We start from the raw sequence: 26,345 nt of genomic DNA, 5'->3' as shown, positions 1-26,345 counted from the left end.
GGGGGGGGCGTACTGCGGGGGGCACCACCACACCCCCCCGCACACGCGCTAAACCCCCCCCCCCCCCCCCCCCCCCGGGGGGGCCCCCCCCGGGGGCGGGGGGGGCCCCCCTCGGGCCTTTCGCCGTACGCGACGTCCCCGTTCGGGACGTCCCCGTTCAGGGCGTCGCGGTCGGGGTCGTGCCGGCCGTCGCGGTGGGGGTCGTGGCGGGGGCCGCCTTGCACACGGTCTGCGCGGCCGGCACCTTCCCGTCCAGCAGGTAGCGGTTCACCGCCTCCTGCACGCACGGGTCGCCGCTGTTGTACGCGCCGTGCCCCTCGCCCTCGTACGTCAGCTCCACCCCGACGCCCTTGCCGAGCCGCTCCACCATCTTGCGCGCGCCCTCGTACGGGGTCGCCGGGTCACCGGTGTTGCCGATCACGACGATGGGGGCCGCGCCGGGGGCCGAGACGTCCGGGGTCTCCCAGGCGCCGGGGACCGGCCAGCCCGTGCAGCCCAGCATGGCCCAGCCGAGGAACTCCCCGAAGACGGGCGAGGCCTCGCGGAACTCCGGGAGCTTCGCCTTGGTCTGCTCCAGGGTGTAACGGTCCTTGGAGTCCGCGCAGTTGATGGCCGTGTTGGCCGCGCCGATGTTGCTGTAGCGGCCCTGCTGGTCCCGACCGTTGAGCGCGTCGGACAGCGCCATCAGCAACTGCCCCTGACCGCCCTCCGCCTCGTCGAGGCCCTGCTCCAACAGGGGCCACAGCTCCTTGGAGTACAGCGCCTGGGCGATGCCGTTCGTCGCGGAGCCCTCCGTGAGCATGCGACCGCCGATGCCCTCGATGGGGTGCGTCGCCAGCCGCTTCTGGAGCTTGATGACGTTCTCCTCGATCTCCTTCGCCGTGCTGCCCTGGAGCCGGCAGGCGTCGCCCCGGTCCACGCAGTCCTGGGCGAAGTTGCCGAGGGCCAGCTGGAAGCCTTTGGCCTGACCGAGCGAGCCCTCCTCCGAGGTCTTCGTGGGATCGACCACCGCGTCGAACACCGCCCGGCCGACCCGCTCGGGGAACAGGTGGGCGTACACCCCGCCCAGCTCCGTCCCGTAGGAGATCCCGAAGTAGTTCAGCTTCTCGTCGCCGAGGGCCTGGCGGATGCGGTCCAGGTCGCGGGCGGCGTTCTCGGTGCCCACGTACGGCAGGACGTTCCCCGAGTTCTTCTCGCAGGCCTTCTGGTAGGTGCGGATGCCGTCCAGGAAGGCCTTCTCCTGCTCGGGGGTGGCGGGGGTGGAGTCCTGCGCGTAGTACGCGTCCAGCTGCCGGTCGTCCTCGCAGCGCACCGGGGCGCTGCGGCCGACCCCGCGCGGGTCGAAGCTCACCAGGTCGTACCGGGCGCGCAGGGCCTCGTACTCCTTGGCCGCGCCCGGCAGGGTGGTGATGCCGGAGCCGCCGGGGCCGCCGAAGTTGAACACCAGCGAGCCGAGGCGCTTCTTCGGGTCGCGGGCCTTGGCCCGGATCAGGGCGATCGGGATGGTCTCGCCCTCGGGGTCGGCGTAGTCGAGGGGGACGTCGAGCGTGGCGCACTGCCAGTCCTTGCCGGGCACCTGCCCGCCGCCCTCCAGGGCGGTGGGGGCCGGGCACTCGCCCCACTTCAGGGGCTTGGCGTCCCGGGCGGCGGACTCCGCGCTCCGCCCGCTGCCGCCGCCGTCGTCGGAACAGGCGGCGGTGGTCAGCAGCGCGGCGGTGAGGGCGGTGGCGGTGACGGTCCTCAGGACGATTCGGGGCATGTCCTCCATCCTGGGCGTTTCGTGCGCCCCCCGCCCCCGCGCTGACCCGTTCGGGGGTCCCCACCGGCCGGGCGCGGCCCTCAGAGCGGGAGCCGGGCCAGCAGCGCCTGCGCCTGCGTCCGACCGCCGGCCACGCACGCCGCCACGCCCACGCCCTCGTACGCCGCCCCGCACAGGGCGATGCCGGGGAGCCCGGCGGTGGCCGCCCGGATGCGCTCCACCCGCTCCCGGTGGCCCACGTCGTACTGCGGCAGCCCCCGGTCCCAGCGGGTCACCCGCGCGGCGACCGGCTCGCCGATCGGGCCGACCGCGTGGTGGAGCTCGGCGATCGCGGTGCGCACCAGGTGCCGGTCGGGCCGGTCCAGGAGGGCCTCCTCGCCGACGCGCCCGATGGAGGCGCGCAGCACGAAGGTCGAGGGCGCCGCCTCGCGCAGCCAGGACCACTTGTTGGAGAGGAACGACGCCGCCTTCAGGGTGCGCCCGTCCACCGGCGGGACCAGGAAGCCGTTGCCCTCGGGCAGCCGGTGGGCCCGGCCGCGCGCGAAGACCATCGTGACCACCGCCGTCGAGGCGTGCGCGATGCCCGAGAGCTGCGCCTCGGCGAGCGGCGCGTGCGGGCGCAGCAGCTCCGCCGCCGCGAAGGCCGGCACCGCGAGGACCACCCCGTCGGCCTCCATGGTCAGGGGGCCGTCCGCCGTCATCGCCCGCACCCGCCACCGGTCGCCGGGCAGCGCCTGGAGGGAGCGGGCCGTCGTCCCCGTCAGGATCCGCGCCCCGCACGTACGGGCCACGGCCCGCGGGAGGCGGCCCGTGCCGCCGACGACGCCCTGGACGGCGACCGGCGCCGAGCGGGGGGCGCCCGCCGCGCGCAACCGGCGCAGCGCGGGCAGCAGCGGGCCGCCCTGCTCGGCGAGGGTCGCGATGCGGGGCATCGCCGCGCGCAGCGACAGGAGGTCGGCGCGGCCCGCGTAGACGCCGCCGAGCAGCGGCTCGACGAGGCGGTCCACCGCCTCCCGGCCGAGGCGGGCGGCGAGGAAGCCGCCGACGGAGCGGTCCCCGACGAGCGGCTCCGCCGGGAGGCGTTCCTCCGCCGCGAGGCGGGCGAGGCCCTCCGCCGAGAGCAGCCCCGATCCGATCAGCGCGTCCGGGTCGGTGGGGATGCCCATGACGTGCCCGGGGGGCAGCGGGCGCAGCCCGCCGCGGGTCCACACGGTGGTCGGGGCGGGCGCCGGATCGCACAGCGCGTTCCCGAGCCCCACGGCCGCCGCGAGTTCCACCGCCTCCGGCCGCAGGGCCATCAGGGACTCCGCGCCCTCGTCGACGTCGATGCCGGCGAGGGTTCCGGTGCGCAGTTTCCCGCCGACCGTGTGGTGGCCCTCCAGGACGGTGACGTCGGCGTGGCCGCGCAACTGCCACGCCGCGGCCAGACCGCTGATGCCGCCGCCGATCACGATCACCGAACGCACGGCGCGCTCCCCTCGATCAGTGCCCTCAGCTCCGCCCGGTGGGGGAAGTCGCCCGGCCGGTAGGCGCAGTACGGGTCCGCCTCCAGCGGGTCCCGCGTGAAGCCGTACGCCCGCGAGCGCGAGCCCCCGCACACCGTCTTGAACTCGCAGGCCCCGCAGGCCCCGCGCAACAGCGACGGGTCCCGCAGCGAGGTGAACAGCTCCGACTCCCGGTAGATCTCCGTCAGGGGCCGGCTCCTCACGTTGCCCGCGGACAGCGGCAGGAAGCCGCTCGGATGCACCTCGCCGGTGTGCGACACGAAGACGAACCCGCGCCCCGAGGAGACGTCCAGAGGTGGGCGGCGCACCGCGCGGCGCTCGCCGTCGAACAGGCCCAGCGAGGCGGCGCGGGCCGTGAGGCGCCCGTACAGCGGTCCCAGGGCCGGGCGTTCGCCGCGGGCGTCGAGGATCGTGCGCTGGAGCGCGACGCGGCGGAAGTGGTGGCCCTCGGTGGTCTTGGTGGCCATCACGGCCCCGCAGTCGTAGAGGAAGTGCAGGGCGTCCTCCACCTCGTCGGCGGTGAGCGGGTCCAGGGCGCCGCCCCGCCCGGTGGGCACCAGGAGGAAGCCGGACCACAGCATCGCGCCCTCGCGCCGCACCAACGCCGCGATGTCGGCGAGGTCCTCCAGGGAGTCCCGGCCGATGGTGGTGTTGATCTGCACCTTCAACCCGAGGTCGCGGGCCGCCCGCCAGCCCGCCAGGGTCCACTCCCAGACGCCCGGCACCCCGCGGAAGGCGTCGTGGCGGGCGGCGGTGGAACCGTCCAGGGACAGGGAGATCGCCACGGCGCCCGCGTCGCGGACGGCCGCGAGGTTCTCGCGCGTCAGGGTCGGCGTACCGGAGGGGGAGACCGCGACCCGCAGGCCGAGCGCGGTGCCGTGGGCGACGAGGTCGGTGAGGTCGGCGCGCTGGAAGGGGTCCCCGCCGGTGATCACGAAGAGGGGGCCCGGTCTGCCGAAGGCCGCCACCTGGTCCATGACGCGGCGGGCGTCCGCCCCGTCCAGCTCCTCGGGGTGTCGCGCGGTCTGCGCCTCGGCCCGGCAGTGCAGGCAGGCCAGGGGGCAGGCGCGGGTGGCCTCCCAGATGACGAGGAAGGGGCGCTCGGCGACCGGCCGGCGGGGCCGGCGCACGACGGTGGGGGCGGCGCGGTTCACGACACGCGCTCCCAGCCCCGCTTCTGCGGCCGGTCCACGAGCCGGTCCGGATCCCGCCGCCGGTAGACGACGTAGGGCCGGGCCAGGTAGGCCAGCGGCGCCGAGAACACGTGCACCAGCCGCGAGTACGGGATCAGCGCGAACAGGACGAACCCGAACAGCACGTGCAGCTTGAACACGAGCGGGGCGCCCGCCATCAGGTGGTGGTCGGGGGTGAGGGTGAACAGGCTGCGGAACCAGACCGAGACGCCCTCGCGGTAGTTGTAGCCGCCGGTCCGCCCGGTCGAGTTGAGGACGGTGGCCGTCAGGCCCAGGGCCATCGCGCCGAGCAGGAAGGTGTACATCAGGTGGTCGCCGCGCAGGGTGGCCCGGCGTACGGCGGGCACCGTGAAGCGCCGGTACACGAGGATCGCGATCCCGACGGCGGCGGCGACGCCCGCGACCGCTCCGGTGGAGACGGCCAGCAGGTGGTAGGCGTGGTCGCTCAGCCCCAGGGCGTCGGTCCAGCCCATCGGGATCAGCAGGCCCACGACGTGGCCCAGGACGACGAACAGCATGCCGAAGTGGAAGAGGGGCGAGCCGATCCGCAGCAGCCGGGACTCGTGCACCTGCGAGGAGTGCGTGGTCCAGCCGAACCGGTCGTGGCGCGCCCGCCACACCGTGCCCGCGACGAGCAGCGCGATCGAGACGTACGGCAGCACGCCCCACAGGAGGAGGTCCATCAGGCGCTCTGCCTTTCGCGCGGGGTCGGCCAGGGGAGGTCGGCGGGGCGGTCGGTGCCCGGGCCGAAGGGTTCGAGGGCGGTGCCGGCGCCGACCAGTTCCTGCGGCGGCCCGCTTCGCGCGAGCGCCTTCGCCTCGGCCTTCGTGGCGGGCGAGGGTCCGGGCAGGGTCGCGCAGACCGCCTCCAGGACCGGGGCGTAGGGGGAATCGGCCTCCGTCAGCGCGAGCCGCAGCAGTTCCAGCCCGGCCCGGTGCTCCTGGAGCAGCTCCGTGCCCGCCTCCTCGCGCAGGGCCGCGAACTCCAGGGCCACCGGCAGGAAGTCCGGCAGCTCCTCGCCCGCGAACTCCAGGCCGAAGTCCCGGTAGATCCGCTTGAGTCGTACGAGGGACAGCCCGCGCCGGCGGGTGTCGCCGTCGGTCCACCAGGTGAGGTAGAGGCAGCGCCGGTTGCGGGTGTCGAAGGTGGAGGTGTACTCACCGCACAGCTCGACGGCGCCCAGGCCCTCGGCGTGGTCGAGGAAGGAACCGAGCAGCGCGGCGGGCCGGGCGGGGGCCCGGGTGAGGGCCGCGCGCAGGCGGGGCAGCTCGTCGTGGAAATGGTCTCCGGGGTACTGCAACACGCAGCCGGCGACCAGCCGCACCAGGGCGTCGGGGTTCACGGGAGCCTCCTGACCGGGCCGAGGTTGAGCATCACGCGGGAGCCGGCCGGCTCCGCGACGGGGCAGCCCGGATCGTCCAGGGGATGGCTGTCGGCGAGCGCGTCCGCGTCGGCGCGGGCGGCGGAGGGGACGACGAAGCGGTCCTCCTGCTTGGCGACCGCCAGCAGCCGGAACATGTCCTCCATCTCCTGCCCGGTCAGCCCGACGGCCTCGGCGATCGACTCGTCGCGGGGCTCGCCCAGGTTGATCCGGCGCATGTACGCGCGCATCGCGGCCATCCGCCGCAGCACGGCCTCGACGGGCACCGTGTCGCCCGCCGTGAGGATCTCCGCGAGGTACTCCACGGGGATGCGCAGGGCGTCGATGGCGCCGAAGAGGTTGCCCGCGTCCTCGCCGTCGCGGCCGCTCGCGGCGACCGCCTCCACCACGGGGGAGAGCGGGGGCACGTACCAGACCATCGGCATGGTCCGGTACTCCGGGTGCAGCGGCAGGGCCACCTGGTAGCCGGCGATGAGGTCGTACACCGGCGAGCGGCGGGCCGCGTCGAGCCACTCCTCGGTGATGCCTGCCGCGCGGGCCGCGGCGGCCACCGCCGGGTCGTGCGGGTCGAGGAAGCACTCCACCTGCGCCGGGTAGAGGTCGTGCTCGTCGGCCACGGAGGCGGCCTCGGCGACCCGGTCGGCGTCGTAGAGCATGACGCCGAGGTAGCGCATGCGGCCGACGCAGGTCTCGGAGCAGACGGTGGGCATGCCGATCTCGACGCGCGGGAAGCAGAAGGTGCACTTCTCGGCCTTGCCGGTCGCGTGGTTGAAGTAGACCTTCTTGTACGGGCAGCCGGTCACGCACATGCGCCAGCCGCGGCAGCGGTCCTGGTCGACGAGGACGATGCCGTCCTCCTCGCGCTTGTACATGGCGCCCGAGGGGCAGGAGGAAACGCAGGCCGGGTTCAGGCAGTGCTCGCAGATCCGGGGGAGGTAGAACATGAAGCTCTGCTCGAACTCGAAGCGGATCCTCTCGCCGACCTCCTCGCGGATCTTCTCCACGATCGGGTCCTTCGGCGCGTGCGTGGGAGCGCCGCCCAGGTTGTCGTCCCAGTTGGGACCCCACTCGATGGTGTCCATCGGCTCGCCGGTGAGCTGGGAGACGGGGCGGGCGGTCGGCAGGTCGTCGCCCGCCGGGGCCTCGGTGAGGTTCTTGTACTCGTAGGTCCAGGGCTGGTAGTAGTCGGAGATCTCCGGCAGGTCCGGGTTCGCGAAGATCTTGCCGAGCTTCGCGAGGCGCCCGCCGGCCCGCAGGCGCAGCCGACCCGAACGGGTGCGCTCCCAGCCGCCCTTCCACTTCTCCTGGTCCTCCCAGCGGCGCGGATAGCCCTGGCCGGGGAGGGTCTCGACGTTGTTGAACCAGACGTACTCGGTGCCCCGCCGGTTGGTCCACGCCTGCTTGCAGGTGACCGAACAGGTGTGACAGCCGATGCACTTGTCGAGGTTCATGACCATCGCGATCTGTGCCATGACGCGCATGGGATCAGTACTCCACCTTCTGGTCGCGGCGCCGGATGACCGTCACCTCGTCGCGCTGGTTGCCGGTCGGGCCCAGGTAGTTGAAGGCCCAGGTCAACTGGGCGTAACCGCCGATGAGATGGGTGGGCTTGAGCATCACCCGGGTCAGCGAGTTGTGGATGCCGCCCCGACGGCCGGTCTTCTCCGTCTTCGGGACGCCGACCGTCCGCTCCTGCGCGTGGTTCATGTAGACGGTCCCGGGCGGCATCTTGTGCGAGACGATCGCCCGCGCGGTGACCACGCCGTTGCGGTTGACCGCCTCGATCCAGTCGTTGTCCGCGACCCCGATGGCCTCGGCGTCCTGCGGGGACATCCACACCGTCTGGCCGCCCCGGCCCAGCGTCATCATGTAGAGGTTGTCCTGGTACTGGCTGTGGATCGCCCACTTGTTGTGCGGGGTCAGGTAGCGCACGGCCACCGACCTGCCGTCCACGACGCCCAGTTCGGGCTCCCCGTACAGGGTGTGCATGTTCAGCGGCGGCTTGTAGACGGGCAGGGACTCCCCGACCTCGTGGAGCCAGTCGTGGTCGAGGAAGAAGTGCTGACGGCCGGTGAGGGTGTGCCAGGGCTTGAGGTGCTCGGTGTTGACGGTGAAGGCGGTGTAGCGACGGCCGCCGGCCTCGGAGCCCGACCACTCGGGCGAGGTGATCACCGGCACCGGACGGGCCTGGGTGTCGGCGAAGGTGATCCGCTTGCCCTCGGCCTCCGCGGCCAGGTGGGCCATGCGCGTGCCCACCTTCCTCTCCAGCGTCTCGAAGCCCTGCGTGGCCAGGCGGCCGTTGGAGGTGCCGGACAGCGAGAGGATCGCCTCGCAGGCCCGCCGGGCGGTGTCCAGCCGCGGCCGGCCGTCCGCGACCCCGCCGCGCACCGTGCCGTTCTTCTCCGCGAGGTGGGCGACCTCCTCTCCGACGTCGAAGGTGATCGCCTTCGTGGTGACCCCGAGCGCGTCGACGAGCGGGCCGAGCGCGGCGAACTTCTCGCCGACCGCGCCGTAGTCGCGCTCCACGACGGCCAGGTTGTACATGGTCCGGCCCGGTACGGGCGGGCACTCGCCCTTCGACCAGTCCAGCGCGACCCCGCCGGGCTGGGCCATCTCGCCACCCGGGGTGTCGTGCTGGAGGGCGGTCGCCACCAGGTCCCTGCGCACGCCCAGGTGCTCCCCGGCCAGCTCGCCGAAGCGGCGGGCGATGGCCAGGAAGGCGTCGTAGTCGGAGCGGGCCTGCCAGGGCGGGTCCACGGCCGGGGTGAAGGCGTGCAGGAAGGGGTGCATGTCCGTGGAGGACAGGTCGTGCTTCTCGTACCAGGTCGCCGCCGGCAGCACCACGTCGGACAGCAGCGTCGTGGACGTCATCCGGAAGTCCATGGACATCAGCAGGTCGAGCTTGCCCTCCACCTCCTCCTCCCGGTACGCGACGTCCCGCGGCGCGCAGCGCGGTCCGTCGTCGGGCAGGTTGGAGTGGGTGCCGAGCAGGTGCTTGAGGAAGTACTCGTTCCCCTTGGAGCTGGAGCCCAGCAGGTTGGCCCGCCACACGTTGAGCACGCGCGGCCAGTTCCGCGGGGCGTCCGGGTCCTCCCCGGCGAAGCCGAGCTCCCCGCTCTCCAGCAGGCGCACCGTCTCGGCGACGGGGTCGGCGGCCTCGCCCAGCTCCAGGGGGTTGCGGTCGAAGGTCGGGTAGGACGGCATCCAGCCCATGCGGGCGCTCGCCGCCAGGCAGTCCGCGCCGCTCATGCCCTCGAAGGCGCCCTCGGCGAGCGGGGAGGCCAGCGCCCCGGCCGGGAGGGTGTCGTAGCGCCACTGGTCGGTGTGCAGGTAGAACCAGGCCGCACCGATCATCTGACGCGGCGGACGCGACCAGTCCGAGGCGGCGGCCAGGGTGGCCCAGCCGGTGACCGGACGGCACTTCTCCTGGCCGACGTAGTGGCCCCAGCCGCCGCCGTTGCGGCCCTGGCAGCCCGTGAGGGTGAGCAGGGCGAGGAACGCGCGGTAGATGGTCTCCGAGTGGAACCAGTGGTTGGTGCCGGCGCCCATCAGGATCATGCAGCGACCGCCCGACTCCTCGGCGGTACGGGCGAACTCCCGCGCCACGCGCGCCGCCTGCGCCGCCGGAACCGAGGTCAGCGACTCCTGCCAGCCGGGCGTACCGGGCTGCGAGGCGTCCTCGTACCCGGTGGGCCACTCGCCGGGCAGGCCCGGCCGGGCCACTCCGTACTGGGCCAGCATCAGGTCGTAGACCGTGGTGACCAGCCGGCCGCCGAGCCGGCGGACGGGAACGCCCCGGCGGACGGTGCCGCCGTGCCCGCCCGTGCGCTCGTCGTCCTCGAAACGCGGCAGGACGATCTCGACGCCCTCGACGCCCTCGACGCCCTCGACGCCCTCGCCGCCCTCGCCGGCCTGTCCGGCCTCCGTGTCCGGCAGCAGGGTCAGGCGCGGCACCGTGTCCCCGAGGTCGAGGTTCCACTCCGGGGTCTCGGAGCTCCCCCAACGGTGGCCCAGGGTGCCGTTCGGGACGACCGGCTCGCCGGTGACGTCGTCGATCAGCACCGTCTTCCACTCGGCGTTCTCGGTGTCCTGTCCGAGATCGGCCGCCGTCACGAACTTCCCCGGGACCAGGCCGTTCTCCGTTTCCCGCAGCGAAACGAGGAAAGGCAGGTCCGTGTACGTGCGGACGTAATCCCGGAAGAAGGGAGTTTCCCTCTCCACGAAGAATTCCTTGAGGATGACGTGACCCATCGCCAGGGCCAGGGCCCCGTCCGTACCGGGATGCGGGTGCATCCATTCGTCCGCGAACTTCGTGTTGTCCGCGAAATCCGGGGAGACGGTGACGACCTTCTGCCCGCGATAACGGGCCTCCGCCATCCAGTGCGCGTCCGGCGTCCGCGTGACCGGCACGTTCGAGCCCCACATCATGAGGTACGCGGCGTCCCACCAGTCACCCGACTCGGGCACGTCCGTCTGGTCGCCGAACACCTGCGGCGAGGCCACCGGCAGGTCGGCGTACCAGTCGTAGAAGCTCAGCATGGGGGCGCCGATGAGGGAGTGGAAGCGGGCGCCCGCCGCGTGCGAGGCCATCGACATCGCCGGGATCGGCGAGAAGCCGGCGACCCGGTCCGGGCCGTGCTCCTTGATGGTGTGCACGTGCGCGGCCGCGATCAGCTCGGTCGCCTCCTCCCAGGAGGCCCGTACGAGGCCGCCCTTGCCGCGCGCCCGCTGGTAGGCGCGGCGCCGCTCGGGGTCGCCCTGGATGTCGGCCCAGGCCGCCACCGGGTCGCCCAGCCGGGACCTGGCCTCCCGGTACATCTCCAGGAGGGCGCCGCGCACGTGCGGGTAGCGCACGCGGGTCGGCGAGTAGGAGTACCAGGAGAACGAGGCGCCGCGCGGGCAACCCCGGGGCTCGTACTCGGGGCGGTCCGGGCCCACCGACGGGTAGTCGGTGGCCTGCGTCTCCCAGGTGATGATCCCGTCCTTGACGTACACCTTCCACCGGCAGGAACCGGTGCAGTTCACGCCGTGCGTCGAGTACACGACCTTGTCGTGGCTCCAGCGGTCCCGGTAGAAGGCCTCGGCGGCCCGCCCGCCGGTGTGGTGCACCGTCCGCAGGTCGTCGGACACCTCCCCGCGGGTGAAGAAACGGCCCGCCTTGAGGATGGAATCGACGGCGTCGTGATGCGCCCGATTCTCCTGACGCTCGTCCAAAACGACCCTCCAGGGCGGGAAAAAGAGATCGCGCACGAGGGCGCGGAAATGCGACGGCGGTCCGGACAAAAGGACCCGCGAACGACGCTACGCCCGCCGGGAGGACGAACCCGGTGACAAAGGTCCCCTGTACCGGTGACCTCTTTCCGCTCTTTTCCGGGCCCACCGGAGGTGAGACTGGACGGGACCGGTCGCCGCCCAACCCCGCGCGGGCGGACGCAAATCACGCGAGGGAATTCCACTTATCCCCGGAAATCCCCTCCTCCACGCGGAAGGCGGTACGGGGCGGTGGCACGCGGACGGTACGACTGGGTCCCCGACCAGCACGGCGCCTGGGCGATGCTCACGGTGCCGTTCCTCGCCGGGACCTTCCTGTCCCCCCGACCGGGGTGGGCGCACGCGGCGCTCCTGGCGGCCTGGCTGCTCGGGTACGCGGCGGCCTTCCACGCCCAGCAGTGGCTACGGCTCCACGCGCGCGGACTGCGCTCGGCCCGGCGGCACGGCCGGCCGGCCCTGGTCCTCGGCGCCGCCTGCGCCGCGTTCGGACTGCCCCTGGCGGTGGCCCACCCGTGGCTGGTGCTCGCGGCCTGCCCCGCCGCGCCCTTCGTCGCGGTGAACACCCTGTACGCGTGGCGGGGCAGGGAGCGGGCCCTGGTCAACGGCCTCGCGGCGGTGGTCCCGGCCTGCGCGATGCTGCCCGTCGCGGCGGGCCTCGGCGGCCTCGGACCCGGCGGGTCGTGGCGGGCCGCGGTGGCCTGCCTCCTGTACTTCGCGGGGACGGTGCCCTACGTGAAGACGATGATCCGCGAGCGCCGCTCACGGGCGTACCGGCGCGGCTCGGTGGCCTACCACGCGGTGGCCCTCGCCGCCGCGACCGCCCTGTCGCCCTGGCTCGCCGCGCCCTTCACCGCCTACCTGGCCCGCGCGGCCGTCCTGCCCGGTCGCGGCCTGCGACCGGCCGTGGTCGGCGCCGTCGAGATCGGCTGCTCGACGGCGCTCCTGGGCACGCTGCTCGCGGTGTTCTGACGCGCCGCGGGGCCGGGTCGGCGGGCGGCGAGCGCCCTCAGAGGGCGCCGCGCGCCCGACGGTCCGGGGTCAGATCGCTTCCTTGCGGGTCAGGTAGTTGAAGGAGATCCAGCCCGGCAGCACCGGCAGCCAGAAGGTCATCAGACGGAACAGGAACACCGCCGAGATGGCCACCTCCCCGTCCAGACCCGCGGCCACGAGACCCAGGGACAGCGTGGTCTCCACGGCGCCGATGCCACCCGGTGTCGGAGCGGCCGACCCGAGCGCGTTGCCGGCCAGGAAGACCACCGCGATGCTCGCGTAGCTGATGGCCTCCCCGCCGCCGAAGGCACGGATCGACGCGTCGAGGCACATCACGAAGCAGCCGGTCAGCAGCAGCATGCCGCCGATGCCCGTCACCAGCTTCTGCGGACGCTGGAGGATGTCCAGCATGCGCGGCACCACGCCCGCGAACAGCGCCCGCACCCGCGTCACCACGAACTTGCGCAGGAACGGCACCGCCGTCACCACCAGCACCAGCACGGCCACCGTCAACAGACCCGCGATCACCGTCCGGGACGGGGTCATCTCCGGGGTCTTCTCGGTGCCCGTCAGGTAGCCGAAGGAGAGCAACAGCAGGATGTGGCTGGCCAGACCGAACAGCTGCGAGGCACCCACGCTCGCCACCGCCAGCCCCGGCCGCACCCCCGCCCGCTGGAGGAAGCGCGTGTTCAGCGCGACGCCGCCCACCGCCGCCGGGGCGACCAGCTTCACGAACGAACCGGCCACCTGGGCCACCACCGTCCGCAGGAACGGCACCCGCTCCGGAACGAAGCCCAGCAGGCTCATCGCCGCCGCGAAGTAGCTCAGCGCCGAGAACGCCAGGGCCACGCCCATCCAGCCCCACTGCGCCTGCCCGACGGTCTTCCCGAGGTCCAGGTGCGTCAGCTGCGTGAGCAGGAAGTACGCGCCGAAGGCGCCCGCGATGAACGAGACCAGCGTGCGCGGCCGGATCCGCTCCAGGCGGGCCGGCTCCACCGGCGCCTGCGGGCGGATCAACAGCACCTGCCGGCGGATCTGGCTGAGCAGGTCCTCCTCGCGGGCGTCCTCCAGGGCCTCGTCCAGGGCCCGCTTCTCCGCCTTGCGGTCGGCCGCCGGAGTCGCCGAGGCGTCCGCCTCGCGGGCCGCCTTCGCCGCCCGGGAGGACTCCAGTACGGCCTCCCGCTGCCGGTCCGCGCGCTCCCGGCCCAGCCGGCGCAGGGTCGCCCGCGTCGAACGGCTCAGCGCGATCGGCTGGAGCAGCGGCAGACAGTCCGCCACCGCGTCCGGCCCCAGCACGGACACCGCCGAGGCCACCGAACGCTCCGCGCCGACCCGCAGGCCGAGGGTGGTCAGCAGCTGCGCGATGTCCATCCGCAGCACCAGGTCGCCGGCGGCGATCTCGCCGCCGCGCAGGTCGGTCAGCGTGACGCTGCCGGAACGATCCACCACCAGCGCGTCCCCCGTGAGCCGGCGGTGCGCGATCCGGCGCGACTGGAGGGCCCGTACCTGCTCCCAGGCGTTGCGGCTCAGCCCGTCGGTGATCTCCTCGTCGGGCAGGGCGTCCAGGGTCCGGCCGCCCAGGTGCTCGTAGACGAGCATCACGGCGTCCGGGCCCAGCTCGGAGGTGGCGATCAACCTCGGCGCGTTCGCCCCGGCCGCGATGGCGGCGTAGGCGAGCAGGGCCTCCTGCTCCAGCGCCTGGCGCAGCGACTGGATGCTGCGCCGGGTGGTGATCCCGCGCAGGGTCAGCCGGCGCCACACCCGGTAGAAGAAGCCCTGTGCCTGCTGTTCGCGGTCGACGACGGTGACGTCCAGCGGCGGACCGTCCTCCAACGTGACGTGGTAGCGCCGGCCCCGGTCGCCGGACTCGGCGGTGTCCCCGTCGGGCGCTTCGGCGCGCATCGCGCTGACCGGCTGGAAGCCGACGCGGCGCAGGCCGGCGAGGAGGTTCTGGCCGGTGGGCCGGACGTTCGGCGAGCCGACCGCGTACAGGGTGCCGTACGCGACGCTCCAGCCGATCAGGACGGTCAGGGCGATCGAGAAGGGCGTGGTGTAGCCGCTGACCAGCATCGCGAACGCGTCGAGCAGCAGCACCACCCACAGGGCGACCCGCCACCGCGGCCGTCGCGTCATCCCGACGGCCGTCATGTACGCGATCACGGGCGCGAGGTAGCCGTGCACCGGGTCGGTGAGGGCCCCGCCGGCGCCGGTGGTGCGGGTCAGGGCGTCCTGGATGGTGGCGGGGGCGGCCTGGGACACCCACAGGTCGGTGGCGAGGGTGACGCCGTGCGCGAGGACCGCGGCGAGCACGCCGTCGGCGATGCGCAGTCCGTCGCGTTTGATCAGCCGCTCGATGGCGAAGGCCACGGGCACGAGCAGCACCGCGATGCTCGACACCAGACCGGCGACCTTGATCAGGAAGTCGGGGGCCTGGCCGGTGCCCTTGGTGATGTCCTGTTCCAGGCCCACCGTCGTACCGTGCGCGAACGCGGCGATGCCGAGCACCACGGCGATGCCGATGATCCCGGACAGCAGGCGCACGAGGTCCGAGGGCCGGTGGACGCGGGCGGCGAGCAGCGGCTCGTCCACCTCCACCCGGTCGGCCGCCGTCGGGGTGTGGCCCGGCGGGTGGAGGTCGTCGGGATGCGGCTCGGTACGCGGCGTCTGCGGGCTCGGGACGGGGCCCGGTTCCGGGCGCGCGGCACCCTCGTCCGGGCGCGGGTCCTCGCCCCGCGTCGCCGCGCCGTCCGGAGGGCTCACACCCTGCTCCTTCGCCGTCACATCCGTCTCTTCTTGATCACGTATCACCAGTCACCGCCCGGAAGATGGTGGCACGGACGGACGGCCGCGCGGGGCAGCAGGGTGCGCGCCGGTACGGAAGCGAGACCTCCGTATGGATGTCCCCGCCGTCCGGCACCATGGGGCGGATGAGCGAAGAGCTGCCCGCGTACGCGGAGCGGGTGCTGGAGGTGGCCGAGCGGATTCCGCCCGGCCGGGTGATGACGTACGGGGACGTCGCCGAGTGGCTCGGCGAGGGCGGACCCCGTCAAGTCGGGCGCGTCATGGCCCTGTACGGGGGAGCCGTGCCCTGGTGGCGGGTGGTGCGGGCGGACGGCGTACCCCTGCCCGGGAGCGAGCGGCGGGCCCTGGAGCACTACCGCGCCGAGGGCACCCCGCTGCGCGAGACCGGGTCGGGCGAGACCCGGCTGGCCATGCGCGGGGCCCGCTGGGACGGCCGCGGCGAGGGGGCCGGAGGCGACGAGGGTCACATCTGACAGCTTCCGCCATGCGGAGCGGGGGCGGGAGGTCGAAGGCGCGTACGGGGGACGACCCGCGGGGCCTTCGGGGCGACGGTCCGGCCGGCCGGGACGGACTGCGGCGGGCGGCGCGGTTGGCGTAGCGTGGCCCCTTCGGTGTCCGCTCGGGCGGCCGCTCCGGCGTCCGCCGACGGGGTCGCCCGCGCGGTGACCGCCGCCCCCGGGACCGGGGGCACCCCCGCCGCCGCGGCGGACACCGCAGGACCCGCAGCATCCACAGACCCACCAGGACCGGCACCTCACGTGATCACCTCTTCCTCCGGCCGCGCGGAGCGGCGTACGCGGACCCCTGACGCGTACCGCCTGGTGCGTACGGGGCCGGAACAGGTGGCACCCCCTGTTCTGGACGCAGCGCAGCGCGCGGTGGTTGATCACGCCCGGGGACCGCTGCTCGTCCTCGCCGGACCGGGCACCGGGAAGACCACCACCCTCGTCGAGGCGGCCGCCGCCCGGGTCGAGGCCGGGGTCGACCCCGCCCGCATCCTGATGCTCACCTTCGGCCGCAAGGCCGCCGTGGAACTGCGCGACCGCGCCGCCCTGCGGCTCGGCGGCGCCCGCGCCCCGCAGGCCACCACCTTCCACTCCTTCTGTTACGGCCTGGTCCGCGCCCACCAGGACCACGAACTCTTCACCGATCCGCTGCGCCTGCTGTCCGGCCCCGAGCAGGACGTCATGGTCCGCACCCTCCTGGAGGGCCAGCGGCGGCTGCGCACGATCCGCTGGCCCGACGACCTGCGGGCCGCGCTCACCACGCGCGGGTTCGCCGACGAGGTCCGCGCCGTCCTGGCCCGCGCCCGCGAACTCGGGCTCGGCCCCCAGGCCCTCGCCACCTTCGCCGACCGCATCGGCCGACCCGACTGGAAGGCCGCCGCCGCCTTCCTCTCCGAGTACCTCGACGTCCTCGACATGCAGGGCACCCTGGACTACGCCGAACTCCTCCACCGGGCCGTCCTGCTCGCCGAACGCACCCCCTCGCTCGCCTCCGCCCACGACGTGATCTACGTCGACGAGTACCAGGACACCGACGCCTCCCAGCTGCGGCTGCTGCGCGCCCTGACCGGTCCGGGCGGGACGCTGGTCGCCTTCGGCGATCCCGACCAGTCGATCTACGCCTTCCGGGGCGCGGACATCAACAACGTCCTCGACTTCGAATCCGCCTTCCCCGGCGCGGCCGTCCGGGCCCTCACCGTCGGCCGCCGCTCCGGGTCCGCCCTGCTGGCCGCCACCCGCACGCTGACCACCCGCATGCCGGTCCCGCGCCTGCCGTCCGACGCCGTGCGCGCCCACCGCGCGCTGACGCCCGCCCGGGAGGGCGGCCGGGTCGAGGTGTACACGTACCCGACGGCCGGCGCCGAGCTGGACAACATCGCCGACGTCCTGCGCCGGGCCCACCTGGAGGACGGGGTGCCCTGGCAGGACATGGCCGTCCTCGTCCGCTCCGGAGGCCGCACCCTGCCCGCGATGCGGCGCGCCCTGATCGCCGCGGGGGTCCCGGCCGAGACGGACGCGGCCGCCACCGCCCTGCGCCACGAACCGGCGGTCGCCCCGCTCCTGACCGCCCTGCGCGTCGCGGCCCGCGCGGCCGGCCCGACACCGGCGGGCCCCGCCGGAGGGGCCGCGTCGGGCCCGGCGCGCGACGCGGACGGCGACGCCCTGCCGGTGGTCCCGCCGGCACACGCCGACACGGACGCGGTGGGCGCCACCGGGGAGGCCGCTCCCGGGGCGGCGTCGCTTCCGGTGCGCGGCGCCGGCGCCGAGCCGGCCTCCGCCGACGGCGACGCCCTGCCGGGGGTCTCCCGGGTGGACGTCGACGCGCCCCCGGCCGCCGCCGCGGAGGCCGCGTCGGACACCCCGCCGGCGGACACCGAGCCGGCCGCCTCCCCGTCCCGCGCCACCGGCGAGGCTCCCTCGGGGCAGGTTCCCGACGGGGACGCGCCACTGTTCGCCGACGCCGACGCCGACGCCGACGCCGACGCCGACGCCGACGCCGACGCCGACGCCGACGCCGACGCCGACGCCGACCCGGACCCGGACGCGGACGCGGACGCCGACGCCGAAACCGCGGACGCGGACGCGTACGGGTGGGTCGGGGTCGAGGCCGCGCTCACGCTGCTCGCCTCACCGCTCGGCGGGATGGACTCCGCCGACCTGCGCCGGCTCGGCCGGGCCCTGCGCGACGAGGAGCGTGCCGCCGGCGTCACCGCCCCCGCACCGTCCGACGCGCTCCTGGCCCGCGCCCTCGCCGAGCCCGAGCGGCTCACCGTCCACGACCCGGCGTACGCCCGCGGCGCGCAGCGCCTCGGCCTGCTCCTGCGCAAGACCCGCGAACTCCTCCAGGGCGGCGGCACCGCCGAAGAGGCCCTGTGGACCCTGTGGGACGGCACCTCCTGGCCCGACCGGCTGGAGCGCCAGGCCCGCCGCGGCGGCGCCGCCGGCCGCAACGCCGACCGCGACCTCGACGCCGTCTGCGCCCTCTTCGACACCGCCGCCCGCGCGGAGGAACGCACCGGAGGCCGCGGCGCGCTCAACTTCCTCGAACAGCTCGAAGCCGAGGACATCGCCGCCGACACCCTCACCACCCGCGCCGCCCGCCCCGACGCCGTCCGCCTCATGACCGCGCACCGCTCCAAGGGCCTGGAGTGGGGCCTCGTCGTCGTCGCGGGCGTCCAGGAAGGGCTCTGGCCCGACCTGCGCCGCCGCGGCTCCCTCCTCGAAGCCGACCGCATCGGCCGCGACGGCCTCGCCGAACCCCTCACCCCCGGCGCGCTCCTCGCCGAGGAACGCCGACTGTTCTACGTGGCCGCCACCCGCGCCCGCCACCGCCTCGTCGTCACCGCCGTCAAGGCCCCCGCCGAGGACGGCGACCAGCCCTCCCGCTTCCTCACCGAACTCGGCGTCACCCCCAAGGACGTCACCGGCCGCCCCCGCCGCCCCCTCGCCGTCCCCGCGCTCGTCGCCGAGCTCCGCGCCACCACCGTCGACCCCGACGCCTCCCCGGCCCTGCGCGACGCCGCCGCCCGCCGGCTCGCCCGCCTCGCCGCCCTCACCGACGACGAGGACCGCCCCCTCGTCCCCGCCGCGCACCCGCACCGCTGGTGGGGGCTGTACGAGCCCACCCGCTCCACCGTCCCGCTGCGCGACCGCGACCGCCCCGTCGCCCTGTCCGGCAGCGCCCTCGACCAGCTCGCCAACACCTGTTCCCTCCAGTGGTTCCTGGGCCGCGAGGTCAAGGCCGACGCCCCCTCCACCGCCGCCCAGGGCTTCGGCAACGTCGTCCACGTCCTCGCCGACGAGGTCGCCTCCGGCCGCACCCCCGCCGACCTCGCCGTCCTCATGGAACGCCTCGACTCGGTCTGGGACGCCCTCGCCTTCGACGCGCCGTGGAAGTCCCGCCAGGAGAAGGACAACGCCCGCGCCGCCCTCGAACGCTTCCTGCGCTGGCACACCACCGACCGCGGCGGCCGCGAGGCCGTGGCCACCGAGCACGACTTCGACGTCACCCTCGACGCCGGCGAGTACGCCGTCCGCATCCGCGGTTCCATGGACCGCGTCGAGGCCGACCCGCAGGGCCGCGCGTACGTCGTCGACTTCAAGACCGGCAAGGGCGCCCCCACCAAGGACGAGGTCGCCCGCCATCCGCAGCTCGCCGTCTACCAGCTCGCCGTCCGCGAGGGCGCCGTCGACGAGGTCTTCGACGGCCGGCGCCCCGAGCCCGGCGGCGCCGAACTCGTCCAGCTGCGCCAGAACGCCGCCAAGAAGGACGGCGGTGAGGGCGTCCCGAAGATCCAGGCGCAGCAGCCGCTCGACGGCGGCACCTCCGGCGAGTGGGTCGGCGACCTCCTCGCCACCGCCGCCGGCCGGGTCCTGGACGAACGTTTCACCCCCGCCACCGGCGAACACTGCGGACGCTGCGCCTTCCGGGGCGCGTGCAGCGCCCTCCCCGAGGGCCGCCAGACCGTGGAATGAGCCGCGCCGTGGAACGGCCCCGACCGGGGAGTGAGACGCCGGCCGGCACTGTCGGCGCCGGCGGCTAGCCTTTCGAGGTGACCGCGTACGAGTCCGGGCGCGCGCCCGTCCTCACCGATCCCGAGCAGCTCAAGGAGCTCCTCGGGATCCCGTTCACGCCCGAACAGCTGGCCTGCGTCACCGCCCCGCCCGCCCCCCAGGTCATCGTCGCGGGCGCCGGCTCCGGCAAGACCACCGTGATGGCCGCCCGCGTCGTCTGGCTCGTCGGCACCGGCACCGTCGCCCCCGACCAGGTCCTCGGCCTGACCTTCACCAACAAGGCCGCCGGCGAACTGGCCGAACGCGTCCGCAAGGCCCTGGCCCGCGCCGGCGTCACCGACCCGGACCCCTCGCCGGCCGACCCCGAGGCCGCCGCCGGCGAGCCGCGCATCTCCACGTACCACGCCTTCGCCGGCCGGCTCCTGACCGACCACGGCCTGCGCATCGGCCTGGAACCCAGCGCCCGCCTCCTCGCCGACGCCACCCGCTTCCAGCTCGCCGCCAAGGTGCTCCGCGAGGCGCCCGGCCCCTACCCCTCGCTCGTGAAGTCCCTCCCCGACCTGGTCGGCGACCTCCTCGCGCTCGACGGCGAACTGTCCGAGCACCTCACCGAACCGGCCGCCCTGCGCGCCCACGACACCGCCCTCCTCGACGAGCTGGCCGGGGCCAGGCTCACCAACGACGACCTCCGCAAGGTGCCCGAGGCCGTCCGCGGCCGGCTGGAGCTGCTGGAACTCGTCGAGCGCTACCGCACCGCCAAACGCTCCCGCGAACTGTTCGACTTCGGTGATCAGATCGCCCTGTCCGCCCGCCTCGCCACCACCCGGCCCGAGGTCGGCGAGCTGCTGCGCGACGAGTTCCGGGTCGTCCTGCTCGACGAGTACCAGGACACCTCCGTCGCCCAGCGGCTGCTCCTGTCCGGCCTCTTCGGCGACGGCACCGGGCACGCCGTCACCGCCGTCGGCGACCCCTGCCAGGCCATCTACGGCTGGCGCGGCGCCTCCGTCGCCAACCTGGACGACTTCCCCGAACACTTCGCGCACGCCGACGGCCGCCCCGCCACCCGCTTCTCGCTCAGCGAGAACCGGCGCAGCGGAGGCCGCCTCCTCGACCTGGCCAACGGCCTCGCCGCCCCGCTGCGCGCCATGCACGAGGGCGTGGAGGCCCTGCGCCCCGCCCCCGGCGCCGAACGCGACGGCACCGTGCGGTGCGCGCTGCTGGAGACCCACGCCGAGGAGCTGGAGTGGCTCGGCGACTCCGTCGCGCACCTGGTGCGCACCGGCACCGCGCCGGGCGAGATCGCCGTACTGTGCCGCTCCGCCGCCGACTTCGCCCGCATCCAGGCCGTGCTGGTGGCCCGGGACGTCCCGGTGGAGGTCGTCGGACTGTCGGGGCTGCTGCACCTGCCCGAGGTCGCCGACCTCGTCTCGGTGTGCGAGGTGCTCCAGGACCCCGGGGCCAACGCCGCCCTGGTCCGCCTCCTCGTCGGCCCCCGCTGGCGCATCGGCGCCCGCGACCTGGCCCTCCTCGGCCGCCGCGCCCGGCACCTGGTGGCCCGCGTCTCCCCGGACTCCGGCCCCGACGGGCGCCTCGCGGCGGCCGTCGAGGGCGTGGACCCGGCGGAGATCGTCTCGCTGGCCGACGCCCTGGAGACCTTCCTCGACGGCGCCGGCCAGGCCCCGGACGACCTCCCCTTCTCGGCCGCCGCCCGCGTCCGCTTCGCGCACCTCGCCCAGGAACTGCGCGACCTGCGGCGTTCGCTCGCCGACCCGCTGATGGACGTACTGCACCGGGTCCTCTCGACGACCGGCCTGGACGTCGAGCTGTCCGCGTCCCCGCACGCGCTGGCCGCCCGCCGGCGCGAGACCCTGTCGAACTTCATGGACGTCGCCGCCGGCTTCGCGGCCCTCGACGGCGAGGCCACGCTCCTGGCCTTCCTCGCGTTCCTGCGCACCGCCGCCCAGTACGAGAAGGGCCTCGACCACGCGCTGCCGGGCGGGGAGGACACCGTCAAGGTGCTGACCGCCCACAAGTCCAAGGGCCTGGAGTGGGACGTCGTCGTCGTCCCCGACCTGTGCGCGGGCTCCTTCCCCAAGGAGAAGCCCCCGGAGGCCTGGACCTCGTACCCCAAGGTGCTCCCCTACTCCCTGCGCGGCGACGCCCCGACCCTGCCCGCCGCCCCGGACTGGACCGCCGGCGGGCTTAAGTCCTTCAAGGCGGGCCTCAAGGAGCACAAGCAGGTCGAGGAGCTCCGCCTCGGCTACGTCACCTTCACCCGTCCGCGTTCCCTGCTGCTGGCCTCCGGCCACTGGTGGGGGCCGACGCAGAAGCGCCGCCGGGGCCCGTCGGCGTTCCTGACCGCGCTGCGCGGGCACTGCGAGGCCGGGTTCGGGGAGATCGAGGTCTGGGCCGAGGAGCCCGAGGCCGACGCCGAGAACCCGGCGCTGGCCGCCGAGGCCACCCCGGACCACGCCTGGCCCCTGCCCCTGGACCCCGACTCCCTGGCCCTGCGCCGCCGCGCCGCCGCCCTGGTCGAGGCCCACCTCGCCGCACCCCCGCACCCCCCGACCCCCGAGGACCCCTACCTCTGGCCCCCCCACTGCGAAGACCCGGCCTACGACGAGGCCCCGCCTGACGACGAGGCCCCGCTTTACGACGAGGCCCCGCCTGACGACGAGGCCCCGGCCTACGACGATGCCCCGGCCCACGACGTGGCTCCGGCTTACGACGAAGCTCCGGCCCACGACGTGGCTCCGGCTTACGACGTGGCCCCGCCTTACGACGAAGCTCCGGCCCACGACGACGCCCCTGCCCACGTCATGGCCCCGGCCGGGGACCCGACCCCGCCCTCCGGGGAGGCCTCGGACCCTGACGCGGACGGGCTGTGGGACGGCGAGGACGCGCGCGTCACCGCCCGCGCCCCGTCGCCGGGCGCCCGGCGACCCGACACCGACCCGGCGCAGGGCCCCGACGGGCTCCGGCCCGCCGGCGTGCCCCGCCAGGGTCCCGCCGTACCCCCGCCGGACGCCCCCCGGGCCCCCGTGCCCCCGGACGAGGACCTGTGGGCCGGAGAGGCCCCGGCCGCTCCCGCCGACGGCTCCCGGCCGGGCGGAGCCGTGTCCGCCGCCGGGGCGCCGGACGACGCCGCCCGGCCCCGCCCCGGGGTCGTCCCCGCGCCCCGTGGCGAGCGGCGCGGGGCACCGTACGACGCGCCCGCCGACGGGCAGCGGGCCCCCAGCCCCGAAGAAGCCCGCCTCATCGCCTCCTGGGACCGGGACCTCGACGCCCTGGAGGGCGAGCTGCGCCGCGCCCGCCAGGCCGTCCGGGACGTGGAGCTGCCCCCGGCCCTCTCCGCGAGCCAGCTCCTGCGGCTCGCCGCCGACGAGCAGGGCTTCGTACGCGACCTCGCCCGCCCCATGCCCAAGCCCCCGCAGCCCGCCGCACGCCAGGGCACCCGCTTCCACGCCTGGGTCGAGTCCCGCTTCGAGGAGCTGCCCCTGCCGCTCCTCGACGGTCTCCTCGACCCGGCCACCGACCTGCCCGGCTCCGACCAGGACATCGCCGACGAGGCCGACCTCGCCGCCCTCAAGGCCGCCTTCGAGCGCAGCGAGTACGCCGAGCGCACCCCGTACCGGATGGAGGCGCCCGTCCAGCTCACCCTCGCCGGTCGGGTGATCCGCGGCCGGATCGACGCCGTGTACAGGAACCCCGACGGCTCGTACGAGGTCGTGGACTGGAAGACCGGCCGCACCACCCAGGCCGACCCGCTCCAGCTCGCCGTCTACCGGCTGGCCTGGGCCGAGGCCACCGCGACCCCCCTCGACCGGGTGGGCGCGGCCTTCCTCCACGTCCGCAGCGGACGCGTCATCCGCCCCCGTGACCTGCCCGGTCGGGCCCGCCTTGAGCGGATCCTCCAAGGCAAAACGGGCACGGACGGCGCCGCCCGGACGGACGGATAGGCTCGTGGTCATGAGCGAAACCCCGGCGGACAGCGTCGTCCGCACGTACATCGACACCCACCGCGCGGCCTTCCTGGACGACCTCGCGCAGTGGCTGCGGATCCCGTCCGTGTCGGCCCAGCCCGAGCACGAGGGCGACGTGCGCCGCAGCGCGGACTGGCTCGCCGCCAAGCTCAAGGAGACCGGCTTCCCGGTCGCCGAGATCTGGGAGACCGACGGCGCCCCCGCCGTCTTCGCGCACTGGCCCGCGGAGGACCCGGCCGCGCCCACCGTGCTCGTCTACGGTCACCACGACGTCCAGCCCGCCGCCCTCGCCGACGGCTGGCACACCGAGCCGTTCGAGCCGGTCGTCCGCGACGGCCGGATGTACGGGCGCGGCGCGGCCGACGACAAGGGCCAGGTCTTCTTCCACACCCTCGGCGTACGGGCCCACCTCGCGGCCACCGGCGCCGCCGCCCCCGCCGTGCACCTCAAGCTCCTCGTCGAGGGCGAGGAGGAGTCCGGCTCCCCGCACTTCCGGGCGCTCGTGGAGGCGCACGCCGAACGGCTCGCCGCCGATGTCGTGATCGTCTCCGACACCGGCATGTGGTCCGAGACCACCCCCACCGTCTGCACCGGCATGCGCGGCGTCGCCGACTGCGAGATCGACTTCCACGGGCCCGACCAGGACATCCACTCGGGCGCCTTCGGCGGGGCCGTGCCCAATCCGGCCACCGTCGCCGCCCGCCTCGTCGCCGCCCTGCACGACGAGGACGAGCGGGTCACGATCCCCGGCTTCTACGACAACATCGCCGAGCTGACCGACGCCGAGCGCCGGCTGATCGCCGAGCTGCCGTTCGACGAGGCCGAGTGGTTGCACACCGCCAAGTCGCACGCCGCCTCCGGCGAGGCCGGCTACTCCACCCTGGAGCGGGTCTGGGCCCGCCCCACCGCCGAGGTCAACGGCATCGGCGGCGGCTACCAGGGCCCCGGCGGCAAGACCATCGTGCCCGCCTCCGCCCACCTGAAGCTGTCGTTCCGCCTGGTGTCCGGGCAGGACCCGTACGAGGTCGAGGCCGCCGTCCGCGACTGGGTCGCCGCCCGCGTCCCCGACGGGATCCGGCACTCGATCACCTTCGGCGCCCCCACCCGGCCCTGCCTCACCCCGCTGGACCACCCCGCGCTCCGGTCCGTCGTACGGGCCATGGGCCGCGCCTTCGGGCAGCCGGTCCGCTTCACGCGCGAGGGCGGCTCCGGGCCGGCCGCCGACCTCCAGGACGTCCTGGACGCCCCGGTCCTCTTCCTCGGCATCTCCGTGCCCTCCGACGGCTGGCACTCGCCGAACGAGAAGGTCGAGCTCGACCTCCTGCTCAAGGGCGTGGAGACGACCGCGTACCTGTGGGGCGACCTGGCGGAGCACTGGAACCCCGCATGAACACGTGAGTGCGCGCGTGAACGCCACGCACACCGAGCAGCCTGCCTTGTCCCACCACCGGGGGAGTTGGAAGTACCTGTGAGCACCCGTACCGAACGCCCGATCTCGCTCGCCGAGGCGAGCGGGATCGACCGCGCCGCCCACCACCGCCTCGACGAGGCGTGGCTCGCCGCCGCCTGGAGCCACCCGACGACGCGCGTGTTCGTCGTCTCCGGCGGGCAGGTGCTGATCGACGACACGCCCGACGGCGGCTCCGCCATCGTGATGACCCCCGCCTTCGAGGCACCGGTCACCGAGACCCACCGCTACTTCCTGGGCACGGACGAGGACGGCGTACGGTACTTCGCGCTCCAGAAGGACTCCCTGCCGGGCCGCATGGACCAGTCGGCCCGCCCGGCCGGCCTGCGCGAGGCCGGACTGCTGCTGTCCCCGCGCGACGCCGGGCTGATGGTCCACGCGGTGGCGCTGGAGAACTGGCAGCGCATGCACCGCTTCTGCTCCCGCTGCGGCGAGCGGACCGTGGTGGCCGCCGCCGGGCACATCCGCCGCTGCCCCGGCTGCGGCGCGGAGCACTACCCGCGCACCGACCCGGCCGTGATCATGCTGGTCACCGACGAGCACGACCGGGCGCTGCTGGGCCGCCAGGTGCACTGGCCGGAGGGCCGCTTCTCCACGCTCGCGGGCTTCGTCGAGCCGGGGGAGTCCATCGAGCAGTCGGTGGTCCGCGAGGTGTGGGAGGAGGCGGGCGTCCGCGTCGGCGAGGTCCGCTACGTCGCCAGCCAGCCGTGGCCGTTCCCGTACAGCCTGATGCTCGGCTTCACGGCCCGGGCGATCACCTCGGAGATCACGGTCGACGGCGAGGAGATCGAGGAGGCGCGCTGGTTCTCCCGCGAGGAGCTGCGGGCGGCCTTCGAATCCGGCGAGATGGTGCCGCCGTCGGGGATCTCGATCGCGGCCCGGCTCGTCGAGCTCTGGTACGGCGAGCCGCTGCCGAAGCCGGCCGCGTAACCTTCGTCACAGGCCCTCGGCGCCGGCGCTCGGCGCACGCGAAAGGCCCCCGCCTCGGCGGGGGCCTTTCCGGTGCGCGTCGGCGCCTGCCGGTGTCCGTGGGCGCCTGTCGGTGCCCGTCGGACGGGCCGCGAGCGGCTCAGACGGCGAGGGCCTGCTTGACCTGCGCCAGGCTCGGGTTCGTCATGACGGACTCGCTGCCAGCGGAGGAGCGCACGAGCACCGTGGGAACGGTCTGGTTGCCGTTGTTGGCCTTCTCGACGAACGCCGCGGACTCCGGGTCCAGCTCGATGTTGATCTCGTTGTAGGCGATGCCTTCCCGGTCCAGCTGCGTCTTCAGCCGACGGCAGTAGCCGCACCAGGTCGTGCTGTACATCGTGACGGTGCCCGTGTCCTGCATGCTGCGCTCTCCTTCGTGAGGTCTCGGTGTCCGAGTAGACGAACGCACGCGGCCCCGCCCCCATTCCCGGGGGCACCCGGGGGCGCGGGGGACTCGGGGGTCCCGGGGGTTTCCGGGGTCTCCGGGGCCTTCGGCGGTCGGCC

The 26,345-nt window shown here is 74.6% G+C and carries 15 protein-coding genes; 6 read left to right on the top strand and 9 right to left on the bottom strand.

What is annotated here, in order from left to right; genetic code table 11:
* Nucleotides 1–157 precede the first annotated feature (157 nt).
* The 7 genes from ACZ6ZI_RS15850 to ACZ6ZI_RS15820 form a co-directional block, all read right to left on the bottom strand.
* Nucleotides 158–1,759 carry an alpha/beta hydrolase gene (locus ACZ6ZI_RS15850; protein WP_469520544.1) on the bottom strand — a complete coding sequence of 534 codons (1,602 nt, stop codon included), beginning with the start codon at nt 1,757–1,759 and terminating at the stop codon, nt 158–160.
* An 80-nt stretch (nt 1,760–1,839) separates the two neighbouring features.
* Nucleotides 1,840–3,225 carry a protoporphyrinogen oxidase gene (gene hemG, locus ACZ6ZI_RS15845; protein WP_469520542.1) on the bottom strand — a complete coding sequence of 462 codons (1,386 nt, stop codon included), beginning with the start codon at nt 3,223–3,225 and terminating at the stop codon, nt 1,840–1,842.
* Nucleotides 3,213–4,418 carry a TIGR04053 family radical SAM/SPASM domain-containing protein gene (locus tag ACZ6ZI_RS15840; protein ID WP_469520539.1) on the bottom strand — a complete coding sequence of 402 codons (1,206 nt, stop codon included), beginning with the start codon at nt 4,416–4,418 and terminating at the stop codon, nt 3,213–3,215. Before ACZ6ZI_RS15840 ends, hemG begins: the two co-directional genes overlap by 13 nt.
* The gene (narI, locus tag ACZ6ZI_RS15835; protein ID WP_469520538.1) at nt 4,415–5,140 is read right to left on the bottom strand and encodes a respiratory nitrate reductase subunit gamma; all 726 of its coding nucleotides are present in this window, start codon (nt 5,138–5,140) and stop codon (nt 4,415–4,417) included. The genes ACZ6ZI_RS15840 and narI overlap by 4 nt, the downstream gene beginning before the upstream one ends.
* A complete protein-coding gene (gene narJ / locus ACZ6ZI_RS15830) occupies nt 5,140–5,799 on the bottom strand; it encodes a nitrate reductase molybdenum cofactor assembly chaperone (RefSeq protein WP_469520536.1) in 660 nt (219 codons plus the stop codon). The genes narI and narJ overlap by 1 nt, the downstream gene beginning before the upstream one ends.
* The gene (narH, locus tag ACZ6ZI_RS15825; protein WP_469520534.1) at nt 5,796–7,319 is read right to left on the bottom strand and encodes a nitrate reductase subunit beta; all 1,524 of its coding nucleotides are present in this window, start codon (nt 7,317–7,319) and stop codon (nt 5,796–5,798) included. Before narH ends, narJ begins: the two co-directional genes overlap by 4 nt.
* Nucleotides 7,320–7,323: 4 nt before the next feature.
* Nucleotides 7,324–11,052 carry a nitrate reductase subunit alpha gene (locus ACZ6ZI_RS15820; protein WP_469520532.1) on the bottom strand — a complete coding sequence of 1,243 codons (3,729 nt, stop codon included), beginning with the start codon at nt 11,050–11,052 and terminating at the stop codon, nt 7,324–7,326.
* A gap of 288 nt (nt 11,053–11,340) precedes the next feature.
* Between ACZ6ZI_RS15820 and ACZ6ZI_RS15815 the strand changes: the two genes are divergently transcribed.
* A complete protein-coding gene (locus ACZ6ZI_RS15815) occupies nt 11,341–12,078 on the top strand; it encodes a YwiC-like family protein (protein WP_469520529.1) in 738 nt (245 codons plus the stop codon).
* Between the two features lie 69 nt (nt 12,079–12,147).
* On the opposite strand, the gene ACZ6ZI_RS15810 is transcribed toward ACZ6ZI_RS15815, so the two are convergent.
* Complete coding sequence (locus ACZ6ZI_RS15810) at nt 12,148–14,907, bottom strand: lysylphosphatidylglycerol synthase transmembrane domain-containing protein (protein ID WP_469520526.1); 2,760 nt, start codon at nt 14,905–14,907, stop codon at nt 12,148–12,150.
* A gap of 119 nt (nt 14,908–15,026) precedes the next feature.
* Here ACZ6ZI_RS15810 and ACZ6ZI_RS15805 point away from each other — a divergent pair, with 119 nt between their 5' ends.
* The 5 genes from ACZ6ZI_RS15805 (at nt 15,027) to nudC (ending at nt 25,802) form a co-directional block, all read left to right on the top strand.
* A complete protein-coding gene (locus ACZ6ZI_RS15805) occupies nt 15,027–15,374 on the top strand; it encodes an MGMT family protein (protein WP_469520523.1) in 348 nt (115 codons plus the stop codon).
* Between the two features lie 348 nt (nt 15,375–15,722).
* Nucleotides 15,723–19,382, top strand: coding sequence for an ATP-dependent helicase (locus tag ACZ6ZI_RS15800; protein WP_469520619.1), 3,660 nt, complete (start codon nt 15,723–15,725; stop codon nt 19,380–19,382).
* 77 nt (nt 19,383–19,459) lie between these two features.
* The gene (locus tag ACZ6ZI_RS15795) at nt 19,460–23,380 is read left to right on the top strand and encodes a UvrD-helicase domain-containing protein (RefSeq protein WP_469520520.1); all 3,921 of its coding nucleotides are present in this window, start codon (nt 19,460–19,462) and stop codon (nt 23,378–23,380) included.
* A gap of 10 nt (nt 23,381–23,390) precedes the next feature.
* Nucleotides 23,391–24,794, top strand: a complete 1,404-nt coding sequence (locus ACZ6ZI_RS15790; RefSeq protein WP_469520517.1) for a dipeptidase — start codon at nt 23,391–23,393, stop codon at nt 24,792–24,794.
* A gap of 66 nt (nt 24,795–24,860) precedes the next feature.
* Nucleotides 24,861–25,802, top strand: a complete 942-nt coding sequence (nudC, locus tag ACZ6ZI_RS15785; protein ID WP_363053176.1) for an NAD(+) diphosphatase — start codon at nt 24,861–24,863, stop codon at nt 25,800–25,802.
* Between the two features lie 139 nt (nt 25,803–25,941).
* Here the strand turns inward: nudC and ACZ6ZI_RS15780 are convergent, their stop codons facing one another.
* A complete protein-coding gene (locus ACZ6ZI_RS15780) occupies nt 25,942–26,202 on the bottom strand; it encodes a mycoredoxin (protein WP_363053177.1) in 261 nt (86 codons plus the stop codon).
* Nucleotides 26,203–26,345: the final 143 nt, after the last annotated feature.

Source organism: Streptomyces sp. NPDC103540 (assembly GCF_055584445.1).
Note: the sequence above shows the minus strand (reverse complement) of the source record. Positions and strands in the feature narration are given on the sequence as shown.

Bases quoted from the DNA above. Each gene is read 5' to 3' on its own strand.
- ACZ6ZI_RS15850 (WP_469520544.1), bottom strand. From the start codon at position 1,759: ATGCCCCGAATCGTCCTGAGGACCGTCACCGCCACCGCCCTCACCGCC.
- narI (WP_469520538.1), bottom strand. From the start codon at position 5,140: ATGGACCTCCTCCTGTGGGGCGTGCTGCCGTACGTCTCGATCGCGCTG.
- narH (WP_469520534.1), bottom strand. From the start codon at position 7,319: ATGCGCGTCATGGCACAGATCGCGATGGTCATGAACCTCGACAAGTGC.
- ACZ6ZI_RS15805 (WP_469520523.1), top strand. From the start codon at position 15,027: ATGAGCGAAGAGCTGCCCGCGTACGCGGAGCGGGTGCTGGAGGTGGCC.
- ACZ6ZI_RS15790 (WP_469520517.1), top strand. From the start codon at position 23,391: ATGAGCGAAACCCCGGCGGACAGCGTCGTCCGCACGTACATCGACACC.
- ACZ6ZI_RS15780 (WP_363053177.1), bottom strand. From the start codon at position 26,202: ATGCAGGACACGGGCACCGTCACGATGTACAGCACGACCTGGTGCGGC.